At 49.6% G+C, this 17755-nt stretch carries 23 protein-coding genes; 21 read left to right on the top strand and 2 right to left on the bottom strand.

The features are described 5' to 3' along the window. The first annotated feature begins 18 nt into the window (after positions 1-18). The 11 genes from ACF8D4_RS00930 (at position 19) to ACF8D4_RS00980 (ending at position 7304) form a co-directional block, all read left to right on the top strand. A complete protein-coding gene (locus ACF8D4_RS00930; protein ID WP_335919801.1) occupies positions 19-360 on the top strand; it encodes a hypothetical protein in 342 nt (113 codons plus the stop codon). 24 nt (positions 361-384) lie between these two features. After that, on the top strand, positions 385-627 hold the full coding sequence (locus ACF8D4_RS00935; RefSeq protein ID WP_208251586.1) for a hypothetical protein: 243 nt from the start codon (positions 385-387) through the stop codon (positions 625-627). A gap of 213 nt (positions 628-840) precedes the next feature. Further along, positions 841-1236: a hypothetical protein gene (locus tag ACF8D4_RS00940; protein WP_335919802.1), complete on the top strand. Its 396-nt coding sequence runs from the start codon at positions 841-843 to the stop codon at positions 1234-1236. A 298-nt stretch (positions 1237-1534) separates the two neighbouring features. After that, on the top strand, positions 1535-2131 hold the full coding sequence (locus ACF8D4_RS00945; RefSeq protein ID WP_208251590.1) for a hypothetical protein: 597 nt from the start codon (positions 1535-1537) through the stop codon (positions 2129-2131). Continuing rightward, a complete protein-coding gene (locus ACF8D4_RS00950; RefSeq protein ID WP_345882252.1) occupies positions 2128-2451 on the top strand; it encodes a baseplate wedge protein 53 in 324 nt (107 codons plus the stop codon). The genes ACF8D4_RS00945 and ACF8D4_RS00950 overlap by 4 nt, the downstream gene beginning before the upstream one ends. Then, positions 2452-3672 (top strand): hypothetical protein, encoded by a 1221-nt coding sequence (locus ACF8D4_RS00955; protein ID WP_335919803.1) that lies wholly within the window; start codon positions 2452-2454, stop codon positions 3670-3672. Beyond that, positions 3669-4211 carry a hypothetical protein gene (locus ACF8D4_RS00960; RefSeq protein ID WP_345872907.1) on the top strand — a complete coding sequence of 181 codons (543 nt, stop codon included), beginning with the start codon at positions 3669-3671 and terminating at the stop codon, positions 4209-4211. The genes ACF8D4_RS00955 and ACF8D4_RS00960 overlap by 4 nt, the downstream gene beginning before the upstream one ends. Further along, positions 4204-4968: a hypothetical protein gene (locus ACF8D4_RS00965; RefSeq protein WP_345872906.1), complete on the top strand. Its 765-nt coding sequence runs from the start codon at positions 4204-4206 to the stop codon at positions 4966-4968. Before ACF8D4_RS00960 ends, ACF8D4_RS00965 begins: the two co-directional genes overlap by 8 nt. After that, complete coding sequence (locus ACF8D4_RS00970) at positions 4968-5978, top strand: hypothetical protein (protein WP_345872905.1); 1011 nt, start codon at positions 4968-4970, stop codon at positions 5976-5978. The genes ACF8D4_RS00965 and ACF8D4_RS00970 overlap by 1 nt, the downstream gene beginning before the upstream one ends. After that, positions 5962-6729, top strand: coding sequence for a phage baseplate assembly protein V (locus ACF8D4_RS00975; RefSeq protein WP_345868340.1), 768 nt, complete (start codon positions 5962-5964; stop codon positions 6727-6729). Before ACF8D4_RS00970 ends, ACF8D4_RS00975 begins: the two co-directional genes overlap by 17 nt. A 2-nt stretch (positions 6730-6731) precedes the next feature. Next, positions 6732-7304, top strand: coding sequence for a hypothetical protein (locus ACF8D4_RS00980; protein WP_208251607.1), 573 nt, complete (start codon positions 6732-6734; stop codon positions 7302-7304). A gap of 1032 nt (positions 7305-8336) precedes the next feature. Here ACF8D4_RS00980 and ACF8D4_RS00985 read toward each other — a convergent pair. Further along, positions 8337-9068, bottom strand: coding sequence for a hypothetical protein (locus ACF8D4_RS00985; protein ID WP_392468210.1), 732 nt, complete (start codon positions 9066-9068; stop codon positions 8337-8339). Continuing rightward, positions 9069-9404 (bottom strand): helix-turn-helix domain-containing protein, encoded by a 336-nt coding sequence (locus ACF8D4_RS00990; RefSeq protein WP_208251616.1) that lies wholly within the window; start codon positions 9402-9404, stop codon positions 9069-9071. A gap of 386 nt (positions 9405-9790) precedes the next feature. Between ACF8D4_RS00990 and ACF8D4_RS00995 the strand changes: the two genes are divergently transcribed. The 10 genes from ACF8D4_RS00995 (at position 9791) to ACF8D4_RS01040 (ending at position 17721) form a co-directional block, all read left to right on the top strand. Then, entirely contained in the window at positions 9791-10039 is a 249-nt protein-coding gene (locus ACF8D4_RS00995; RefSeq protein ID WP_345882248.1) for a hypothetical protein, read from the top strand. 201 nt (positions 10040-10240) lie between these two features. Next, a complete protein-coding gene (locus ACF8D4_RS01000; protein WP_219031556.1) occupies positions 10241-11917 on the top strand; it encodes a hypothetical protein in 1677 nt (558 codons plus the stop codon). 70 nt (positions 11918-11987) lie between these two features. Beyond that, complete coding sequence (locus tag ACF8D4_RS01005) at positions 11988-12455, top strand: hypothetical protein (protein WP_345868348.1); 468 nt, start codon at positions 11988-11990, stop codon at positions 12453-12455. Further along, positions 12452-14017 carry a hypothetical protein gene (locus ACF8D4_RS01010; protein WP_345870291.1) on the top strand — a complete coding sequence of 522 codons (1566 nt, stop codon included), beginning with the start codon at positions 12452-12454 and terminating at the stop codon, positions 14015-14017. Before ACF8D4_RS01005 ends, ACF8D4_RS01010 begins: the two co-directional genes overlap by 4 nt. A gap of 9 nt (positions 14018-14026) precedes the next feature. Then, positions 14027-14713 (top strand): hypothetical protein, encoded by a 687-nt coding sequence (locus ACF8D4_RS01015; protein ID WP_345868352.1) that lies wholly within the window; start codon positions 14027-14029, stop codon positions 14711-14713. A gap of 11 nt (positions 14714-14724) precedes the next feature. Further along, positions 14725-15309, top strand: a complete 585-nt coding sequence (locus tag ACF8D4_RS01020) for a hypothetical protein (protein WP_208251627.1) — start codon at positions 14725-14727, stop codon at positions 15307-15309. Positions 15310-15316: 7 nt separating this feature from the next. Continuing rightward, positions 15317-15814, top strand: coding sequence for a baseplate protein (locus ACF8D4_RS01025; protein ID WP_208251629.1), 498 nt, complete (start codon positions 15317-15319; stop codon positions 15812-15814). A gap of 16 nt (positions 15815-15830) precedes the next feature. Further along, positions 15831-16397 carry a hypothetical protein gene (locus tag ACF8D4_RS01030; RefSeq protein ID WP_208251631.1) on the top strand — a complete coding sequence of 189 codons (567 nt, stop codon included), beginning with the start codon at positions 15831-15833 and terminating at the stop codon, positions 16395-16397. 12 nt (positions 16398-16409) lie between these two features. Then, positions 16410-16907, top strand: a complete 498-nt coding sequence (locus ACF8D4_RS01035; protein WP_392468216.1) for a hypothetical protein — start codon at positions 16410-16412, stop codon at positions 16905-16907. 13 nt (positions 16908-16920) lie between these two features. Further along, positions 16921-17721, top strand: a complete 801-nt coding sequence (locus tag ACF8D4_RS01040; protein WP_335919808.1) for a hypothetical protein — start codon at positions 16921-16923, stop codon at positions 17719-17721. The last annotated feature ends 34 nt before the right edge of the window (positions 17722-17755 follow it).

A 17755-nucleotide genomic window follows, 5' to 3' on the forward strand; every position in this document is an offset into this window, starting at 1 on the left:
ACAGAGTAGGGGTAATTAGTGAATATTCAAATGAAAGGCCTTGGTAACGTTGTGATTAATGGTCACTCATATTCAGGCCGTAGTATTCAAATTTGTGGCGATCAGGTGCTTATTGATGGCGCACCCCAGCAAGGGGGATTGGTCGGTAATGTAACTGTGACTATTAACGGTGATGTTGAAAGCTTAATGACTGGTTCTGGTGACGTTAATGCCCAATCAGTAAACCATATCAGTACGGGCTCAGGTGATGTTACTTGTGGTGATGTGACAGGATCAATTACCACAGGCTCCGGTGATGTTGAGTGTGGTTCTGTCTCCGGTTCTGTTACGACTATATCAGGCGCGATTCATCACCGCTAATAGATAGCCGAAAGGAAGGTAAGCATGATCTCGCAAGAAGAAGCTGAGGAACTGGCGAAAAAGTTCATCCAGGATTACTTAAACAAATGCCAACTAGATACCACTAAAGATGCTGGCAACGCCTTAATGAAACTTTGTTCTGTTGCCGGCGTTATGATGGTGGCAACTGTCGGTTATGACGATGCAGTAATCCGTATGCATGGAACTGCTGCCTTCATCGAGAACAAGATGAGGGGCGTCAAGTTCGAGCAGCAGAGGATGAATTGAGCCCCAGGGAAAAAGAAAGCCCCTTCAATTGAAGGGGCTCTTTATTTTGGCAAACAACCATGGGTAAGCATGACTGTAAGGGCAGTGTATTACCCTCAGTCTCTGATAATCAAGTAAAAAGAAGAATATGCTGGTGGGTTCGTTTACCACGTAAGGGCAAAGTGCTAGATTGCTTGTTGCACAATAATGGCACTAACAAATGGAAGTAGTTTTATGATGGATGAAACATTAGGGGCTTTGTCTGCGTTCCTTGATGGCAGCGACTTTTGTGATGCTTGCGCTAGAGAGTTGTCCCGCTTTACTGGGGAACCAGTATCTTTGAGCCAAGAAAAGATAGAGATTTTGGCGCATAATAATTTCAATGACAATCAAGCTGCTGCAGGGCTGCATTTGGTTAAAGAATATTTTCATAACCTGCATGTAAATGATGTTCCAAATAGACAGTTACTGAGAGCCTTTGTGTCCCGAGGCGATTCATCAAACCCTGAGTTTATATTTGCAAGCATTGTTGATGGTGCATGGTATAGGCACTCTGGAAGTGACCTCTCTACTATGGAACCTCTAAACTGTGAATTGCAGCCGATTTACTACCATCCAGTATCAGGTTGAAAATTAAAAAGCCGCCAATTCTGGCGGCTTTTACTTTGCTGTATGAATCATTCTTTGGCTGCCAACTCAAGACATGCCCACCACTGAAATGAGCAGGTACTGAGCTGACCTGCACATCCTAACAGAATTTCACCATAAAAAAAGCCGCCATTTCTGGCGGCCTGGTTGGTTAGTAGCCCTTTGAACAATCGAGAGAACACCCACTGAATTAACTAACCAACCGCAAATATCCTAACAAATTGCTGTCTATCGGTGCAATCAATATCATCGGCTCAAAGTATGAATTGGAGCCGATAGCATGACAGACACACGGATCATTGCTGTATCAACCGCTTGCCAACAAAACCCGACCATGATCATGGCGTCTGTTACGAGCAATGCAATACACATTGCCAAGATGGAGCCACTAACCCGCACTCCGGCCGGCATACTCAAAGCGCTGGTGACATATTCAAAGCTGGCCACCAAGGTGGGCGCCGAGCTGCTGGTGGAGGATCCAACAGGGCTTTTTCTCTCATTCGGCCGAAACCTAACGCTGCAGCAAAAAGATCATACCGGCAAGCCTGTGCTTGTTTCTGCATTTGAAAAGTACACCTCACTACAAAGAATCGGCGCCATTACAACCCCTGCGAAGCTGGCTGGTCAGTTCTCTATCCCAGACTCCATATACAACATAAAACACAATGACACCGGCGCTGTTAGCTACGAAATTGACTGGGAGCGAGTCAAGGATCCAGCCAGGCTAATGCTCCTGGTAATCCATGCCGGCCTGTGCCAAACCCCGTATCAGTCCAATTTCATGGAGAACATGCTCGATAACATGGTTCTGGAAGGTGACAGTATTGGGATGCTTGAGTGTGAGGAGCACTGGTGCGGGAGGGTGATTAAGCTGTGACTATCCAACTCTCCAGGTTGTCGGATCTGCAGATTGCCGATGATGTAATCCGCTCATATCTGTACCGAGAAATACTGACAGGCATAACCACCAGCAACGTGAAAACAACTCAGTATGAAATTAAGGGCGATGAAATGTATCGCCCAGATCTGGTTTCATTCCGTGTTTATGGGCATACGGAACTAAGGTGGCTGGTATGTCTGCTCTGCAGTGTTGAAGATGAGGAGGAGCCATTGCCGGTTTCATCGGTGATCTCATTCCCAGACCCAACATACATACGCGACCTGATCCGGCACTACGCCGAAAGCGGGGAGCTATAAATGCCGAAGTTGAAGCCCCAGCCCAATGAAAGCGGCATCTATGACACCAAGGCGCTTTCAGCAGCCCAGTTCAGAGCCGTTTTCGACCAAATTGCCAAGGATAAGAACAAAGCTCGCCGGAGAGCCAAGCGCACACTTACGCCCGGGGCAATGTCCCGGAAAAGCCCTCGGGATTTGCTGCGCCTTGGCGTGAAAGATGATGGAACCCCGTTTACCTCAGCAGACTTGGCGCTGTTTGAGCGTGAATCGAAGAAGTTCAGGCAGCGGAACGCCGGCGAGCAAGGCGTTACTTATCTGCAGATAGTGGCAAAGTCTCGCTCCATCGATGTGAAACGAGCCAACAACCAGGTAAATGATGGCTCAGGCATAACGCGGGCACAAATGGGCTCGCTGGTGGCCAACAACATCTATGAGGCCAAGGTCAAAGCTTCCCGCAAGTCGAAATACACTCATCATCGAGTGCGGATCCGACTCGAGGAGTGGGACGAGGAAATGATGGACGCAGACGGTACCCAGAAAGGGTACCAGAAGGCCGTCAAGACCGCATGTAAGGGAAGAATGTCGATTGACTGCAGCTGTGGCCGGCATCAGTTCTGGTACCGCTATATGGCGACTGTCGGCGGTTACGCAATAACGCCGCCCAAGGAAATGGCTTTCCCGAAGATCCGCAACAACAAACTCACCGGCTTGGCGTGTAAGCACGTTATCAAAGTTGTTGAAATGATGCAGTCTCCAGCCTGGCAGCGGCCTATGGCCATGCAGATGGAGAGACAGGCATCGAGAGTCGGCTTTGGCTCTGACAAACGCTTAACTCACCACTTTACCAAGGACGAGAAGAAAGCCGGCAACCGGAACAAACGCACGGTTACTGATCAAGCCGCGGCTCGGGAGGCATACCGTAAATATTTGAAGTCCGTTAGCGGCTTGGCCAAGAAAATTAAGAGCTCACCAGCCGAAGCCAAACGTATCCGTGACCAGCTGGCCAAGGCCAAAAAGGACGTATCGAAGGCCCAGAAAGAGGCCGCAAGGCTGAAAGCTCAAAACGCGATTTTGCTCAAAAAAGCTATGCAGACAAAGGATGCTCTCAAAGTAAATGCCCAGTCATTTATTGATGGCGCAGCGCTGGCCGGTATTGGCCGTGATCAAGCGTTAGCCGCTTTCGCAAAAAAGAAAGGGATCCCCTTAGAGACACTGAACACGATTCTGGAAAGTAAAACATGATGAAACGTATTAAGGGGGCAGCAGCGGCTCCTTACACGGCCCAAGTGACTGCCGACTGGATTGCCGCCATCAAGGGCCACCCAGACAGGTTTGATGCGGCCCTGTTTCGCCCTGTGGCGCCAATGGTAGTAGATACGCAGGTAGATACGCCTCTATTCGGTGAAATAGACGACCAGACGCAGGATATAGCTTATAGCGATGCTGTTTTTGTGGAATGTGTAGAGTCGAATGGAGAGGACGATTCTTTCCTGGCTGCGTGGGATGGCGATGAATCGATGGGCTACGGCGCCAGCGGCACGATGATCCTGCGTATAGCCGAGAGCGACATTCCAACCGGCTCTATCCTTGAGTTCCTGGTGGCCAATGCAGACGGAACCACCAGCGATCAATTCTGGTATATCCACCATTCCGAGGCTGTTGGTACTCCGGCTATAGGCTTTCTGCATTACCTGATCCCCTGCGGTGATGTTGAGCAATTACCTGATGTGCAGGGCGTAATGAACGAAGAAATAGCACTGGAGAGTGATCAAGATGAGTGAATACCTGGGGGTAGTAGAAACAACCTTCTTTATCGAGGATGGCCGGCGTTATCTGAGCAATATAGCTGATATTGATATTGGGTTTGGTAATAGATTGTTAGCTGAGCTCAATGAATTACAGGAGCCGGAATCTCCTAGTGCCAGTAAAGCGCTAATCAACTTTTGCGCCCGGGAACCTAAGCAGAAGTTGTTTAAGCATAGCGAACAAGACCCAAAGCAGTTTCTGCGAAAGCTTCGACAGAAGGCCAGATCAAAAGACGATTTTTCAAAGAAAAACGACTTGCCGATTGTGTACTTTCATCGCCTACCGGGTATCTCATTCAATGATGATGGTAGTGAGATTGTGGCCAAAACGGTAGGCCATATCTCAGATGAAACGGGAGTCATTGCTAATGTTGATGAGATCCCCTGCAGCATTAGCTATCAAGTGTACGTTTTATCCTGGGACGAGGTATCGCTGAACAAGATAGCGGCGTCTCTAATGGCATCTGGCCTGATCGGGCAACGGAATTTCAAGTATAAAACTGTAGTTCTCAATTCAGTTCTTGAGGGTGATGCTGTAGTTGCACCAGCCCAACTGAGCTCCTGGGAAGATGCGAGCATTTCCGCAGAAGAAGATCGCTTACTTGTACTCTCATCCGTATTTAGTATGAAAGCTCCCATTTATCAGGCCCGGGGCGTTACGTCCAAGACGTTGACTATCGCAATTAACCCGCCAGTGCCGTTCTATGCAAACTCAGACTTGGGGGGTAACTAATGCCCCTGGTGCACTCTCACATAAGCTCCGAGCTGTTTTTTCAGTCCTTGGCCATCGATGGCAAGGAACAAGGGGTATCGATGCTGGCCGAGGGAACATACATCGAGCGTATGAATCTGACAGGCCCAAAGCTGATGCTACGATGCAACGACCCTCATAAGTTCCTGCAAGATCAAGCAGGCCTCAAGAACGGCAGCTTAATCGAATTGGGTATCGGCGATGCAGAGGGCCGAGGCGATGTGCTTTTCAAGGAGTCTTTCATTGTCGGTTCAAACTGGGGAGAGGGCGACCAGCTATGCGTTGAAGCCCTGCAGGCAGACATTCACAGGATAAAGCAGCCTGTAAAGGCACCAGCATTCTTTATCGATAAAAACCCACAGCAGATTTTATCCGAGATATTTCCAGGCTATGAGTTAGTCATTGATCGTGGATTTGAAGGTAAATGGACATATCACTGCCTCCCAGGCAGCACTCTATCAGTAATGCTCGAGCGGCTCAGGGCTGATTATGGGGCCGCAATCTGGTTATCCAGGGGGAAACTATACGTTAAGCAGTTAAGCTGGCTGGAGAGCCAGGAGGACGCCCACAAATTTGAATACATGAGGCCTCACTCTAACAATCCTCGGATTGAGGGGTACCACAGATACCACCCCAACCGCTCGGTCGCTCGAGAGGTTTTCCGCGATTACGTCTGCTGGGATCTGCAGAAAGGCATGATCAAGATGGGTAATGACTACCCACCGTCCTTTTTATCACATAGCCAGAAACCGTTCCTGGGGCCGCGTAACCTGGCGCCGGTAAATGTGATGGATTGCCACTTAGCGGGTGATGGTCGATTTGCTCCCGGGATGATGATCAAGCTCGAACTGAACCAGCTAATCCCTGATGCCATCTTTGATGAGTCAGTCCCATATCGACAGTTGATACTCGGGGCTCGGCATTGGCAGCAAGGAACCAAGTACATAACGGTATGTGAAATGGGGGAGATCCTTGATGGAACCAGTCAGTAATTTGTTGTTGGGCAAACATCGATGCATTGTGGAGGATGTCAGCGACCCAGAGGAGCTAATGCGCTGCCGGATCCGTGTCATGGGCCTGTGGGATTCTCTGCTGGTGGAGCAGTTGCCCTGGGCCGAGTATGCGCTCCCGGTCGGCGCCAGGCCCAACGATGGCGATTTTAAACCGTGCCAAGTCGGTGATTTGGTCTGGTGTGAGTTCGACCGCGGCGATAGCCGGTACCCAATAATCACTGGCTCTTGTTTCTTTGCGCCAGGGGGGACACCAAATCTACCGGCAGAGTCATTCGCCGGCGACCAAAGCTATACGCATAAGCGAACAGGGGCGCAGCCTAAACCTGAGCCAGCCAAATATCACAAAGACAGGGTGAGCACTCAATTCAATTTCCTGATAGAACAAACGGCGTCAGGGGCGTATCGAGTCACGCATAAAGGGACGGGTACCGCTGTCGAGATAACAAAGGATGGCCAGCTGGTATTGCATGCCGAGGAGGATAGTTTCAGCTCTACAGAGAAAAACCTCCTGGTGGAGGCCATGCTGCAGATCAAGGTCATTGGCCGCAAGCAAATATGGATCCGCTCTGATGAAGCAAACGTAAAAGTCGAAGCTGCAACTCAATGCACAGTGGATGCGCCAAAAATCCACCTTAATGGAGGTTCAGGCATAGTTACTACGGCCCACAAATGCCATTACACCGGGTTAAACCATGGGGATGGCAGCAGCACCTGCACAGCTGGGTACTAATCATGTCCGTAACGAATACAGACATTCAGCAGCTGGTGGCCGGGGCGTTCTTGTCCCGAGGATTTGACCTAACAAGCAAGTTTTCAGATGGCATGATAACGGCTAAGGCGATTGGTGATGGTGTGGCCGGCGAGCTCCACGATAGCGGGATTGTGACAGTTCCCGCTCATGCTGGAGGCACATACCACGTATCAGAGTTAAGCGAGGCTGGAATGTCGAGTAAAATCCGCGACAGTCTTGCAAAGTCCGGGATCCGATTCGATAACAAATTTGCATGGTCAGACAGAATGCACCGGGCACTGGCCAAGGGGATAACGACCACAATACTCAAACAGTCGATAGTGAGCATTCCGACCGATGCCTCCGGTACATTCAAGTTGGTTGGCTTAACCAGGGGGGAAGTAGAGTCAGCACTCAGAGCGGCTTTGTCCGGTGAAGGGTTTGTTCTCGAAGGTGATTATGCCAGAGCGGGAGATCTCGCCTATGCGGCCGCGGTAGGCGTTACAAATGGGGTTAATGGCAAGGCCCAGGTTTCAGGGAGCTTTACTCCTGGGGGTAACTACAAAATTGAGTGACGGCTTGGTACCGTCACTCTCTCTTGATGTTCACAGGCATAATCTCAGTTTGAAACCTGGCGTGTTTGGCCAGCATGAAATCCTCGCCTTTGTACTCAATGTATGGGTATGGGATGGATAACCACCCAGATTCACCGCAAGTTGAGCACGTATGTTTCCACAGTTTTGGGTTCGAGTGTATTACCCGTTCCCCGTCAACAACTCGCATATATCCGCGCTTGCAGCTGTCGCAGATCATCTCGACCAGGGCTATATCCCCAGTGATTGGTTTTCGGCGCTGCATGCGTGTTTCCCCTCTCAGTCAGCGTCCAGTTGTGCCAAGGCCAATATTACAAACTCCTTGTGCTCACCGCACGATGGGCAGTCTTCGGGTATATACTCTCCATGGACGTAGTATTCCCCAAATCCACAGATGGAACAGCTAACGCTATACTCAGGCTCTTGGCCAGTACCTTTACAGCGCTGACATTGGATTGGCTGCATTGGCCTGCCGGCATCTACCCATTCAGCCATAGGCTGAACCTTGGCCTCACCAACACAAGTTCCTTTACATGCTGAGCAAACTTTACCTTCGTGATTATCCATTAAATTCTCCACTATTAATCATCGCCTTGGTTGAGACTTTTCACGCCAATCTATAGCCATGGCTATAGCCTCGGCTTTGCCATATTTCATAACTGAATAGCTTTTCGATTTTGGAATAGAACCAGGGAACCCAAGAGCTATAACTCTCTGATATGTTTGCTCAGAGCCATCTGCAAGCACCCTTTTGTATGATGCCAAGCAAATACCTGCTGGCAGTTCACTACTTTTATCAGAGTGAGGCTGAGTGTGTATGCGGCCAGCTTGATGATGAGATTTAGCATAAGGATCCCGCCCAACCAAAATGCAGAGTTTATCTCTGAACTTAATGGCCTCTTGAGCCTTTAGCTTATGAAAATTTCGCTGTTTGCACCCTGGTACCCGAACCATTATTGTTGATCTGTTGCATGACATATACCGCTGTGAAACTATGCCTGTCATCCTCATTTCCTATAGCAAGGTCATATTGAAACTTCGTAACGGGCCATTTGCCTTGACCACTCCAAGGCTTATTCTCTCTCGCCAATCACCTCCCCCAGGACAAGGGACAAAGCCGGATACCTCTACAATGCGATAGCAGCGCATGACTATTCCAAGGGGTATCATTGCTATTTCCCTCGCCGCCAAGGAAGCCGGTTGCAGGCGCGAACCGAGCCAAGCCAGGATCTCGGCCATTGCCTCACCAGAAAAAGCCACTCCATTAGCAAGTGTCCGTCCGATCCTGGTTATTCCCTTACGCCGCAAATAAGCCCTTACCGCTTTTGCTGGCTCCAGGCCAACAATGGCCCCCTGGGGAAACGTTACGGTAAGCAGATCACCTTTCAGAACGTATTTTATCCGCCCTATAATTGCTGCTAAATGCAGGTTACGGCTCTTTTTCAGTCGTTGGTCTTCTCGCTTTACCGCTCTCTGGGCTTGGTTGAATTTTCGCTGTTGTTCCAAAGCGGTAGCTCGAGCGGCTTTTTCTTTTAGATTGCCGCGACACTGTTCAAAGTATCCAAGCGCGGCCACCCACATAGCTTCATCGTCGTCAAGGTGACACCCCAAGATGCGATATAGACGAATCCCAGTAATGCGCTCTCCTCCTAGATTCGCCTCGAACTCAATCTTTTCTTTCATTTCAGCAGTTAACATAATAGAAACCTTATTATTTAAATAGTTAAGTTGTTGATGCTCAAACAACTATTTACCCAACTTCAGTAGCGCGGCCCCAGCCGGAGTCAAGAATGTGAGCTTCCTAGGGTACTCACCGTTTTGATACTGAGTATCCACCAGCTCAACCCAGCCATATTTCACCAATTTACCCAATTGGCTCTGTACTGATGTGTTGTCTCGCTCGCCTTTCAATCGTTCACAAATATTTGCGGGGCTATCTCCTTGATGGCGAGCAACATCAAATAAAACCTGAGCCAGCAATACTGTGCTTCTATTGCTGCGCTCCGTGATCTCTGCAAGTGCGGCATCGACTCCGGCCATCCGAAGGCGGCCGGTATATTTGGGGCGTGGATCTTTATTCATGCTTTATCGTCCTATGAAATTAGATTGTTACTGTTCACTATCCCAGCTGATAGCGAACGTCTGCCGCCTCACGTTTGTTTGTGCAATGAACGCGGAGATCTCCGCTCTCGAGTTTTAACACAGATGCTCTTGACGGCATTTTCTCAGATAAGGTGTGTGCATTTGAGATAATAAACGTTGTGTTAGTGCCGTCTTTGTCTACTGTGAATGGGTATTTCATGGTTGTTCCTTTCTACATGGACTTTGTTTTAACTCAACAACCCCATGTGTATGGGGAACAGTTCGATAATAACACAACCATCCCCACACACAAGGGGAACGATGAGGAATTTTGGCTTTATCTTGATCCATTCCAAATCGTTGTCACATAAGGAGCCGAGGATAAGATGAAAGTTGTTTCAGGTACCCTACTATTTGATGATCTCGATTCACGCTGCACTGTAGTGACTGCCACCAGCGCCGGCAAAGAGTTTGCCTTTGTCCAAGCCTTGGATAATGGGCATGAACTTCTCGCATATTGGGAGCCCAAGGTAGTTCGATTCTGGGGGCCATACGACAGAAACGACAAACACGCTTCACTTGAAAAAATACTGCAGCAAAAAGATCCGTGGCCAAAGATAAGTACTCTCGAATAAGCCCCTAATGACCCGCGCTAAGCGGGTTTTTTTATGCCAACACCATGATATTTCCTAACACGCTTCCTTAATTCCCCTGTTTTTTGTTTTGCATTTTTTCCCTCCATAGACTCGCCAGTGTTGGGGGTTATGCCCCCGTGATAACGGAAGGGCAACCCGACACACAGCGCACTTCCTAACAGTTTAAAAAGGAAAAGTTCTATGAGTGATATGAAGAAATACAATCAGCGCCTGGCCACCATTTCTAAAGGTGCCGAAGCAGTGCGCGGTGTTTGTATTAACCCCCAGTTCAATGAAAATGGCCAGATGATCAGCAACCCCGCCGAGCTGGTGGCGAGTATGCGTGACGGCGTGGCCAAGTCTCCGTTATTTGAGTCCATTGGTGACGACAAAGCCGCGCTGGGCGTAGCTACAACCTGGGCTACTGCAATTCGTGAATACAGCCGGGCTCACGGTGAAGTACGTGATGAAGTGCTTGCCTGCGCTGCTGAAACCATGGGAGCAATGCTTGGCCATGGTGAAGCATCATCAAAAATGTTTGAAAGCACAGGCCTTAATACCACCACCTCTGACGGTGTAATGTTACGCGCTAAAACTGCAGCGCTCATTCTGCCAACCCTGCTCGCTACAACTACCGGCGATGCAGCAACTTACATGCAGGGCGGCCGTGATGAATCCGAAGTTTTCCGTATCCGCCGGACAGCCAATACTGCATTCGGTGACGTTAAGAAGGGTGAAGTCCTTGAAGATTCCTGGATGGCACAGTATTCAAGCATGAAGCAAGTGTATGAATCCCCTGTCCAGCCGGATGGCGCCAAAGAGAAATTCATTGTTTATATCTACAATGAAAAGGCGCCTGTGGAAGATGCCGGCGCATTGGTCGGTGTAATTCCGAACCAAAACCCCAAAGTCGGTGCAATTGCTAAGTCAGTGCGCATTATGTTGAACGGCCGTGAAGTGGCCAGCTCAATTCTGAATGGTACGCTTTTCGGTAGCTTTGATTACGGCGGCAAACGCTACAACATTTCAGAGAGCTCAGACTCCGATGTAGCAAACGGTAAGCTGGCGTTCCAGATTTCCCCGGCCTTACCTGCCGCTGCAGGCAAGCTTGGTATCAAGTTTGATGTGGATATTGAACACAACTCATCTGTAATCCCCGAGATTGCATTCTCGATGGAAAGCTTCATTGTGGTGCCACACCAATCAATCATCGCGTCCGGTAACTCAATTCAGTCGTATTGGCGTATGAGTCGTGAATACGGCCTGGATCTGCGCAATATGAACACTGATTCAATGCGCAATGTCCTTGCTTACAACAACGACATGCAAAACCTGACAGACATGCTGATGGCTGCCCACCATACTGACACCATGGCAATTAACCTCCAGGTGGCTCAGGGTGCTTACTTCAAAGAGAAGTACGAGGAAATGCACCAGGAACTGCTGATCCTGTCGGAATCCATGCTGAATGACACCCGCGTGTCTGGACTGGTTGGCTTGTTTGCCGGCCCACGCGCTGCAGCTGCAATTAAAGCGTTGGGAGCTCCATTCTTTGTACCAGTCGAAGGTTATCGCCAGGTTCCTCGCCCTCATTACTGTGGTCTTCTCTTCGGCAAGTGGAAGATCTATGAGGTGCCTAAAGGTGTCAGTGTGGGTGGCTATAAGTTGGCTGATGATGAAATGCTGGCTTACGCTCGCGGCTCTGACTTCTCCCAGGCTGGTCTGTTGGCCGGTGATGCCGTACCTGCGACCCTGTACCGCCACAATGTAGATAAGGCTCTGTTCAATCGTGACACGCTTTGGAAGCTGACCTATGGCGATATTGCTCCGGTTGACGGTTACAAGTTCTTCCGTAAAGTCCGCCTGATTCTTTCCTAACAAATTGACCTTAATGTAATTGCTGGGCAGTTTTGCCCGGCAATCATTCAGCAACGGCAAGGATAACTTTATGAAGAATTTAATAAAACTGACTGTAGTCAATGATAGCAATGAGAGTTACAGCATCGGTGAATATCGTTTCCCAATGCGAAAGAAAACCACTCTCTCTGTCAATCGACATACAGCAGACAACATTGTGATCACCGCTACAGCACTACCCGGCTTAAAAGTGAGTGTTGCTGACGCGGATGAACAAGCCGCTCCTGCTGGTGGGTATGTGCCGGCCAGTGAAGTTCTGGAGCTGAAAAAGGCCAAAGAGCAGGCCGAAGCCGAGTCAAAGACCCTGCTGGCCGAAAAAAGCCAACTTGCAAGCGAAATTGAGTCACTGCGCGAACAACTGGCCGAAGCCATTAAAGCGGCGACTCCAAGTGAGAAACCGTCAGACTCAAGCGATACGGCGGTGAAAAGCGATGAGACAGCAACAAAGGCTAAAACTCGCAAAGCCAAGGAAACCAAGGTTGAGGAGGCTAAACAATGAAAATTAGCCAAGCGATCGGCAACTTCGCTGATATTGCAGTAGGCCCAATCGATGCCTCTCAAACTATTGCGACCACCAGCGCCGGAGGCCTCAGCGTATTTTGTGGTTTGGTTGTATCTGAACGGGGTAAACCATTTGAGCTTATCCGTGTAACCGGCGCGAACTGGCGTGAAAAGTTGGGTAATCCACCTCGGCCATCTGCCGGATTGCCTGCAGCGTCTATGCGTTGTTTGAATGATGCGCTCCTGGGCGGTGACGGTTATGTTGTGCGAATTACGCCACCAACCGCTAAATACCCCGTCCTAACTGCATCCGGCGTCAATGTTGAGACAGGTAAAAACACCACCAGCGCAACGGCCCTGGCATTCAACAGTAAGCCAGTTCTGCAGGAAGGAGAGTTGTTGGCCATCTACCCGATAGACGGCGATACATCCCCTCGCAGCATTGAGCTAACGGCTATCCAAAACGCAGAGCATGAGTTCAATTTGCGGGTATACGCAAATGACTCTGTTGGTAATGAGTACATCGCAAACGAGTGGCATGTGTCCTCGAACATTAACGCCCTCGATGATGATGGCCGCAGCTTGTTTATTGCTGACGTTCTGGAGCGCTCAAGCGCACAGTGCCGAGTCGTTGTGTCCGAAAAACTGGATCCATCGGCACTTGTCGGTATCAGCAAAACTCCATTTGTCGGCGCCACCAGCGGCAACGCGACTGAAATCACTCAGTTGGAGTGGGAAAAGGGCATAGCCGTTTTAAGCTCGGCCATGGTTGAGTTTACGGCCGTGGTATCCCTGGGGATCACTGACAGCGCCGTTATTGAAAAGCTGGTCAAAGTGGCCAATGACCGCCGGATCGATATGTTTGCCGATGTGGCTGCTGATAACTGGTCTGGAGCAGTAGAAGCCATGAAGGCCGCAGCATACAGCAGCGAGCGCCTGGCATGCTATTTCTTCCCGTACTACGCAAAAGATCCTTTCAGCGACCACAGGGCTCACTGGGGGCTATCAGGCATTGCTTTCAAAGCAAAGGCTATGGGCGTAGCTAAAGCAGAAGGCAGCGTAGGCGGGTACCACTACTCACCGGCAGGTGTAGAGCGTGGCTTGATCAATCGCAAGGAGGTTCAACCATTTGAAGGCCTGGACGAGCCAGATCTGGAAGCACTCTACAAAGTCCGCCTCAATCGCCTCGATCTAGCCCCCAACGGCACTTTGATGATCGGCGATGCGCTGACTACTCGCGTGAAAGAAGACTATCTGCGATTCCAGCATGTGACCTCAACGGTTGACGCTATCAGCCGCGACTTTGCACGCCTGGCCAAGCAGGTTCAACACGAGCCTGACGAGGATACCCGCTCAGCTATCAAGCGAGGCCTGGAAGACATTCTGGACGGCTACGTGGCCGCAAATGCCCTGGTGTCACCGCGGGATCCAGACCAAGGCGAAGCACCCTATGTGTTTGAAATCAAACAGGTGGCTATCGACTTTTGGGAAGTGACTTGGTGGGTGTGTGTAACTGGTTCTTCTCGCCGCATTCTCGGCAAACCTGTTTTGTTTAAGTAAGGGGAAAATATGGACTTTCAACAATCATTTTTGCGCCGCCAAAACTCCGAAAAGATGTTTGAGGCTATCTTCGGCGACAAGCAACAACCTGAACCGGCCTCAGCTGCCGAAACTCTCTCTCCAGACGACCAGTTGGAAAAAATGTTCGAGGCAGTAAGCCAAGCTGCCGTTGTTAACAATCGTGCCGCTGGCATGGCCGCCGTGCTCAGCTGGTCAACCAATGGTGAACCGACCGCTGATGATCTGGACTTAACGGCCCAGGGTGTCGCTGATATTGATGATGATGGCGAAATCAGCGAGGAGGAGGAGGAGGCCTACAACGAGACTCTTTATGCAATGACCGAGGCTATGGTTTACCTGGGTATCAACGCCGAAACCGCCTATAAAGCGGCAGAGGGTGATGATGCAGCCGCGGAACGCTGCTACACGAAACTGGCCGCCATCCTGGAAGCCGAAGAACGGGATGATGATGAACTTATCGCAGAGTTCAGCGTGGCCACAGAAGCCATGACCGAAGCCAAGAAAAAAGTCATCCGTGACGGCGAAGTGAAATGGGTTAAAAAGCCGCTCAAACGCAAGATCCTGAGCGCTGCTCAACGTGCATCCCTCAAGAAGGCCCGTTTGAAGGCCAATACTGCAGCAGCAAAAGCCAAGCGCAAAAAATCTATGCGCAAGCGTAAATCTGCAGGCCTGTAAGGGGTAGTGAAATGACTGTGACTGTCGGCATGACATTGAAAGATTCAGTGAGTGATCACTTAAAAGTCTATATCAACCAGGGCGACATCACGGTCATTGGTTATATCGGAGAGGGCGCCAGTAAGCAACTGAGCAACTTCTGGCAAAACCCATTTGAGGGTGACACGGTTGGCCAAGCTGGTGGCGGGGTATCCAAAGGCGCTGATCTTGTGCAAGCGGGTACTGGAACAACATCAAAATCTCAGATGAACACGGCTTTAGTATGGGAGGGGATTGGGCCACATGAGATCAATCTCCCTGTGTACTTTAAAGCGTTTCGCAATGCGAAAACGGAAGTTCAGGACGCTCTGATGTATCTCGAGCAGATGGCATCGCCGGAGCTCGCTGAAACGGTAGGTATTGGTTCCATTCCTAAAACGTGTTCTATCAACATTGGCCGCCGTCAAATCTACCCCAAATGCCAGATCCGTGAAGTGTCGTATGAGCTGGATGCCCCAAGGGACTCCAAAGGTTATATGACCAGGAACACGGCGCAGCTCTCTATAACCATGGATCGAATGACAAACCGCACTCAAGTACCAAATCTTTATAAGTGAGTAATTTATGGCTACTGGACATGACAACGCAAAAGGCAATATCGGCTTTTTGAAAAGCCAATACACCAGGAACAAGTCAGCCGGCGAAAAGGCCTTGGCTTTCGAGTTCCTAACTAAATTTATTGGTTATGACGAGCTGAGCGTATTGGTGCGCTCCGCACAACTTCCGGCAACTGGCCGAACCGATGTAGAGGACTATGGCCCAATGGGCCTCATGTTTGTTCAGCATGGGGCTTTGGAAAACTCCGGAGAAATTACTTTGATGGTTGCGGAGACAATCAAAGGGGTTGCTCTAAAACACATCCGGGACATTGTTCTCAACAAAAAGTACGTGGACATTGAAATATCCCTAACTCCTGAATCCACAGGCGGTAAACCTGGCCAAGAACAGACCAGACTACTCAGAGACTGCAAGATCCGTAGTGACGTTATCGAGCTCTCTACCGAGGATCAGGCCGCAATAGTGAAACCGACAATCACTGTTCGGTACAACTGGATCGACTAATGGACTGGAGCCTCTAATGAAAATATCTGAATTGGTGGAAAGCGTTACCAGCCGTTTTACGCTCCTTTTGACGGGCCAAGATGCAATAAGAAGCTACCTGGCTCAGTCATTGACTGCGTATAGAGATATGGCGGGGTGCATTAAAACCATACCAGTTTTAGAGGCTCCTGCTGGTGGCCTTATGACCGCGCCAACCGCCTTTCTGGCACATGCAATGTGCAAAGACGCTAATCAGGACTTTGTACCTGTTTCAGTCTATGACACGGATGATGGTGGCCACTCAATCCATGTGCCGGCCGGGGCCGTCTACCCGCTTGATTACAGCTATTTTGTCGATCTCGCTTACTACGCAGATAAGCCAGAATCGCACATCCCCAATCGCGTAACTGGGTTGATAGCTGATTACCTCGAGGTGTTGATTGCAATGGACAATGACGACCGCATAGCTCGAGTTGAAACCAGCGGGAAAATGGACGCTTCACGACTGCCAACACGGCAAGATCGCATTAACCAGCAGCAGCTTTTAGAAACATCGATGAGGGCCAACAGGGAAATTGTACCCATGGCGTCAATCCATCCGTAAGAGGTGAAATCGATGCTTAAACAGCTGAGATCCTTATCGAACAAGTTAGTACATACCAAATTTCAACATCAGTGGCAGTGGCTACTGGAATTTTCCGGCCCCGGCGTAAAGCCGCCTACTGATTTTGATATTTACGCAAAGTCTATCGAGCATGGCGGCGCGACAATTGAGGCTGACGAAAAGCAAATTGGTAGCAACACAGTAACCAGTCCCTCTCATAAGACAGCTGGGGAGATCACTCTAACAATCCGGGACAACGAGGACGCCCGCTGTGAAAACTTCTTCAAAGAGTTGGTATCCAGGGTAGTCAACGAGGACGGCACAGTGAACCTACCAGCTGAGTATTTATTCAAGATGAGAATGTATCGACTGCTCGATAACGACGAGAAAGTTCTCTACAGGGACTGGTTGGTCTGGGCCACTGGTTACGGTGGCTTTGTACGCTCCAGGGATGAACGAGGCACATTTGTCAGTTTCCAAGTGACATTCAGAAAGCACTCTGCTTTCTAAAGGAAAGTAAAACATGGCTATCCCGGTTTTTATGTTGCCAAGCAACAAGAAGATAACGGTTCAATTCCGTGAGCCCACGATTGAAGATTGTATAGAGTTCTCAGGCCTCAATGAGGCCTTGAGCGAGCGCTCAGCGACTCAGTATCTCAACTTGATTCAGATAGGGCAGGTTAATGATAGTGCCACATGGACGGCCCAGGACAGGATCGCGGCGCTATGGTGGGTATTCGTCTGCATAAGCCCTGATACCTTGATCCCCTTTCAATACACCTGCAGCGATTGCGGCGAGAAGCATGTTGTCGATATTGACTTAATGGATTTAGATGATGAATCGATCACATTAAATTGCCCTCCGTTCATCAAAAAGAAATTGAGCATTGCCGGCAAGGAGCAAGAGCTCATGTTGCATCATCCCAACGGCAGAGCCATGGAACACATGGAGCAGCAAAAACTGATACTGAGCACGCTGGAGCCTGGCTCTCGAGAGCACAGTATTGAAAACGCTAAATTGCGCGTGTTCAGCGTGGCACACTCATTTTCATTACCTGGTGAAGATGGCGATTTTGATACAGCACTTGAAAACAAAATGGCTCTGATTAACAAAATGTCCCGCACTTCCGAATACCAGGATCTGGTTATTGCTACAGAAGCCGCCAAAGAAGCCCTGAAACACGGCCTGAACTGTTCCGTAATTGATGGCGAGGTCTTTATTAACTCTCCAGTGATCTACTGCGAAAACAAGCCGGAGGGACAGGCAACGCCTCGGCGGTTGCTATTCCCCTTTCACAGTCAGCACTTTATTCCTGCGGTATAGCGAACAGGGATTAATGATCATTGTTAAGAACCTG

It is taken from the genome of Shewanella sp. YQ_9 (assembly GCF_043103185.1).
Lineage (GTDB): Bacteria > Pseudomonadota > Gammaproteobacteria > Enterobacterales > Shewanellaceae > Shewanella > Shewanella algae.

Excerpts from the sequence above, each read along its gene's own strand:
- ACF8D4_RS00945 (WP_208251590.1), top strand. The coding sequence starts at position 1,535 with ATGACAGACACACGGATCATTGCTGTATCAACCGCTTGCCAACAAAAC.
- ACF8D4_RS01025 (WP_208251629.1), top strand. The coding sequence starts at position 15,317 with ATGGCTACTGGACATGACAACGCAAAAGGCAATATCGGCTTTTTGAAA.
- ACF8D4_RS00965 (WP_345872906.1), top strand. The coding sequence starts at position 4,204 with ATGAGTGAATACCTGGGGGTAGTAGAAACAACCTTCTTTATCGAGGAT.
- ACF8D4_RS00995 (WP_345882248.1), top strand. The coding sequence starts at position 9,791 with ATGAAAGTTGTTTCAGGTACCCTACTATTTGATGATCTCGATTCACGC.
- ACF8D4_RS01040 (WP_335919808.1), top strand. The coding sequence starts at position 16,921 with ATGGCTATCCCGGTTTTTATGTTGCCAAGCAACAAGAAGATAACGGTT.
- ACF8D4_RS01035 (WP_392468216.1), top strand. The coding sequence starts at position 16,410 with ATGCTTAAACAGCTGAGATCCTTATCGAACAAGTTAGTACATACCAAA.
- ACF8D4_RS01020 (WP_208251627.1), top strand. The coding sequence starts at position 14,725 with ATGACTGTGACTGTCGGCATGACATTGAAAGATTCAGTGAGTGATCAC.
- ACF8D4_RS00990 (WP_208251616.1), bottom strand. The coding sequence starts at position 9,404 with ATGAATAAAGATCCACGCCCCAAATATACCGGCCGCCTTCGGATGGCC.
- ACF8D4_RS01010 (WP_345870291.1), top strand. The coding sequence starts at position 12,452 with ATGAAAATTAGCCAAGCGATCGGCAACTTCGCTGATATTGCAGTAGGC.
- ACF8D4_RS01015 (WP_345868352.1), top strand. The coding sequence starts at position 14,027 with ATGGACTTTCAACAATCATTTTTGCGCCGCCAAAACTCCGAAAAGATG.
- ACF8D4_RS01000 (WP_219031556.1), top strand. The coding sequence starts at position 10,241 with ATGAGTGATATGAAGAAATACAATCAGCGCCTGGCCACCATTTCTAAA.
- ACF8D4_RS00960 (WP_345872907.1), top strand. The coding sequence starts at position 3,669 with ATGATGAAACGTATTAAGGGGGCAGCAGCGGCTCCTTACACGGCCCAA.
- ACF8D4_RS00970 (WP_345872905.1), top strand. The coding sequence starts at position 4,968 with ATGCCCCTGGTGCACTCTCACATAAGCTCCGAGCTGTTTTTTCAGTCC.
- ACF8D4_RS00935 (WP_208251586.1), top strand. The coding sequence starts at position 385 with ATGATCTCGCAAGAAGAAGCTGAGGAACTGGCGAAAAAGTTCATCCAG.
- ACF8D4_RS00940 (WP_335919802.1), top strand. The coding sequence starts at position 841 with ATGATGGATGAAACATTAGGGGCTTTGTCTGCGTTCCTTGATGGCAGC.
- ACF8D4_RS00955 (WP_335919803.1), top strand. The coding sequence starts at position 2,452 with ATGCCGAAGTTGAAGCCCCAGCCCAATGAAAGCGGCATCTATGACACC.
- ACF8D4_RS01030 (WP_208251631.1), top strand. The coding sequence starts at position 15,831 with ATGAAAATATCTGAATTGGTGGAAAGCGTTACCAGCCGTTTTACGCTC.
- ACF8D4_RS01005 (WP_345868348.1), top strand. The coding sequence starts at position 11,988 with ATGAAGAATTTAATAAAACTGACTGTAGTCAATGATAGCAATGAGAGT.
- ACF8D4_RS00980 (WP_208251607.1), top strand. The coding sequence starts at position 6,732 with ATGTCCGTAACGAATACAGACATTCAGCAGCTGGTGGCCGGGGCGTTC.
- ACF8D4_RS00975 (WP_345868340.1), top strand. The coding sequence starts at position 5,962 with ATGGAACCAGTCAGTAATTTGTTGTTGGGCAAACATCGATGCATTGTG.